Source organism: Ilyobacter sp. (genome assembly GCF_041583315.1).
In the GTDB taxonomy this organism is placed as follows: Bacteria; Fusobacteriota; Fusobacteriia; order Fusobacteriales; family Fusobacteriaceae; genus Ilyobacter.
The window spans coordinates 1-3,114 of the sequence record NZ_JBFHGC010000352.1; the positions used below are offsets into that span (position 1 = coordinate 1).

A 3,114-nucleotide genomic window follows, 5' to 3' on the forward strand; every position below is an offset into this window, starting at 1 on the left:
AATTGATGGAAAAAATAAAGTATTAAAATAATCAGTTTAAAGGGGGAAAATAACGTGGAAAAAAATATCAAGTGGACAGTCAATAATATGGAAAGAACCAACTATAAGCAGTGTATTGAATTTCTCAGTAAGGAAGAGGTAGGAAAGGCCAAAAAATTTCATGAAAGTTTCGATCAGTACACAATAACACCACTTGCTGAGTTGAATAAGCTTGCTAAACATATAGGGGTGAACGGAGTATATGTCAAGGATGAATCTTATAGATTCGGGCTGAACGCTTTTAAGGTCCTCGGAGGATCATTTGCAATGGGTAAATACCTGGCTTCAAAACTCGGGAAGGATATCTCTGAGCTAGGGTATAAGGAGTTAATCTCAGACAAGATCAAAGAAGAGTTAGGAGATATAACATTTGCCACGGCAACTGACGGAAATCACGGCAGGGGAGTGGCTTGGACAGCAAATAAACTAAATCAAAAATCAGTAGTATACATGCCAAAAGGATCCTCATTAACAAGGCTTGAAAATATAAGGTCTGAGGGAGCTGAGGCTAGCATTACTGATGTTAACTATGATGAAGCAGTGAGAATAGCAACCGACTATGCAAATGAAAATAACGGAGTAGTAATACAGGATACAGCCTGGGAAGGGTATGAAGAAATTCCAGCATGGATTATGCAAGGTTATGGAACTATGGCCCTAGAGTCCATTGAGCAACTAAAGGCTAATGAAATTGAAAAACCAACTCATATATTTTTACAGGCAGGAGTAGGTTCGCTAGCAGGAGCAGTTCAGGGTGTATTTGCATCTATCTATGGTGATGAATGCCCGACAACTGTAATAGTAGAATCAAATCTTGCAGACTGTCTGTACAAGTCGGCAAAAGCCGGAGAGATAGAGTACGTAGGCGGAGATATGCAGACAATAATGGCCGGTCTAGCCTGCGGAGAACCAAATACAATCGGATGGGAAGTACTGAAGAATCACTCAGCAGCATTTGTATCCTGCCCTGACTGGGTGGCTGCTAACGGAATGAGAATCTTAGGAAATCCGTTAAAGGGGGACGACCAGGTGATATCAGGAGAATCCGGAGCAGTAACAACTGGATTACTATTTGAAATAATGACAAACCCAGAGTATGCACAGATGAAAAAGGATCTGAAGTTAGACGAAAACTCAAAAGTGCTTCTCTTTTCCACAGAGGGAGATACAGACCCGGAAGTATACAGGGATATAGTTTGGAAAGGTGCACACACTAAATAATAGAAAAATTCTAATTTTAGGAGGAATTAAATGTTAAGTCAAACCAGAGAAGAAAGACTAATAGAACTATGCCAAGAATTAATAAGGAATCCATCTGTATCAGGCAAAGAAGAAAAAGTAGCCGAAGCTATGAAAAAGGCGATGCTGGAAGAATTTGGATTTGATGATGTACAGGTAGACAAGTATGGAAATGTCATAGGAAGAATCAAAGGTAATAAGCCTGGAAAATCAATTCTTTTTGACGGGCACATCGATACCGTGCCTGTAACTGATGAATCTGTATGGACGTATAATCCCTTTGGGGGAGATATAATAGATGGAAAGATCTACGGAAGAGGGGCTTCAGATATGAAGGGGCAAACTTCTGCTATGATCGCAGCAGCGTCATATTTTGCTGAAGATATAAATAAAGATTTCGCCGGAGAGATCTATGTGGCCGGTGTGGTACACGAGGAACTTTTTGAAGGAATAGCAGCAAGAGAGATTTCAAAAAATATAAAGCCTGACTATGTGGTCATCGGTGAATCTTCTGAGCTAAACCTTAAAATAGGTCAGAGAGGAAGAGGGGAAATAGTAGTCGAAATATTCGGGAAACCTGCTCATTCAGCCAACCCTGAAAAGGGAATAAATTCTGTTGTAAAAATGGCCAGAGTTATAGAAAGAATTGAACAGTTGGAACCAACTGAGCATCCTGAATTGGGGAAAGGAATTTTATGCCTTACTGACATAAAATCAGAGCCATACCCTGGTGCATCTGTAGTCCCTGAGTACTGCAGGGTGACATTTGACAGAAGAGTTCTTGTAGGGGAAACAAAGGAGTCAGTCCTAGCTCCCATTGAAAAATTACTGGAAGAGATGATGGCAGAAGACCCAGAGTTAAAAGCAAAAGTATCATACGCAATCGGAAAAGAGATGTGTTATACAGGAAATGTTATAGAGGGGGAGAGATTCTTTCCAGGATGGCTTTACTCTGAAAATGATGACTTTGTACAGGCGGCGTATAGGGGCTTAAAAGAGGCTGGAATAAACTCTGAGATCACTCAGTATTCATTCTGTACTAACGGTTCCCACTATGCAGGAGAGGCTGGAATTCAGACTATCGGATTTGGCCCATCAAAAGAAAACCTTGCTCATACAATCGATGAGTACATTGAAATTGAACAACTTTGTTTAGGGGCAAAAGGGTACTACGGAATCCTTAAGTCTGTGTACAACAAATAGAAAAATAGATTAAGAAGGTGTAAAAATGGATGTATTAATAAAAAATGGAAATATTGTTGACGGTACTCTGGAAAAACCTTTTATGGGGGATATTTATGTCAAGGACGGAATGATTCAGGCTATAGGTAAGGATATTCATGTGGAAGGGATAAAGGTAGTAGATGCTAGAGGACGTGTTGTAGCTCCAGGATTTATTGATACCCACAGCCATTCAGACCTGATAATGTTACTAAACCCCTATAATGAGGTAAAAATCAGACAGGGAGTAACAACCGAAGTATTGGGACAGGACGGGATATCTATGGCCCCGCTTCCTGTTGAATATATAAGCCCTTGGAGAAAAAACCTTGCCGGACTCGACGGAGACTCAGACGAAATAAACTGGGAATATAGAACAACTGAAAATTATCTTAACATGATGGCGGAAAAAGGTGTGGGACTCAATGAAGCTTATCTGGTCCCTCACGGAAATATAAGAATGGAAGCTATGGGACTTTCTGGAGAAGTAGCCACAGATGAACAAATTGCAAAGATGTGCAAAATCACAAGAAGAGAGATGGAAGCCGGGGCTTACGGACTTTCCACCGGACTTATCTACATGCCATGTGCATACTCAGAAACAAAAGAAGTTAT

General features: G+C 40.5%; 3 protein-coding genes. All 3 read left to right on the forward strand.

Translation table 11 applies throughout. The annotated features are described in order from the left end of the window. The first annotated feature begins 54 nt into the window (after window positions 1-54). Window positions 55-1,260, forward strand: a complete 1,206-nt coding sequence (gene dpaL / locus ABZA26_RS11215) for a diaminopropionate ammonia-lyase (RefSeq protein ID WP_372714615.1) — start codon at window positions 55-57, stop codon at window positions 1,258-1,260. A 30-nt stretch (window positions 1,261-1,290) separates the two neighbouring features. Continuing rightward, window positions 1,291-2,481 (forward strand): YgeY family selenium metabolism-linked hydrolase, encoded by a 1,191-nt coding sequence (locus tag ABZA26_RS11220; protein WP_372714616.1) that lies wholly within the window; start codon window positions 1,291-1,293, stop codon window positions 2,479-2,481. 25 nt (window positions 2,482-2,506) lie between these two features. Then, the coding region (locus ABZA26_RS11225; protein WP_372714617.1) for an amidohydrolase family protein at window positions 2,507-3,114 on the forward strand (608 nt) is incomplete at its 3' end.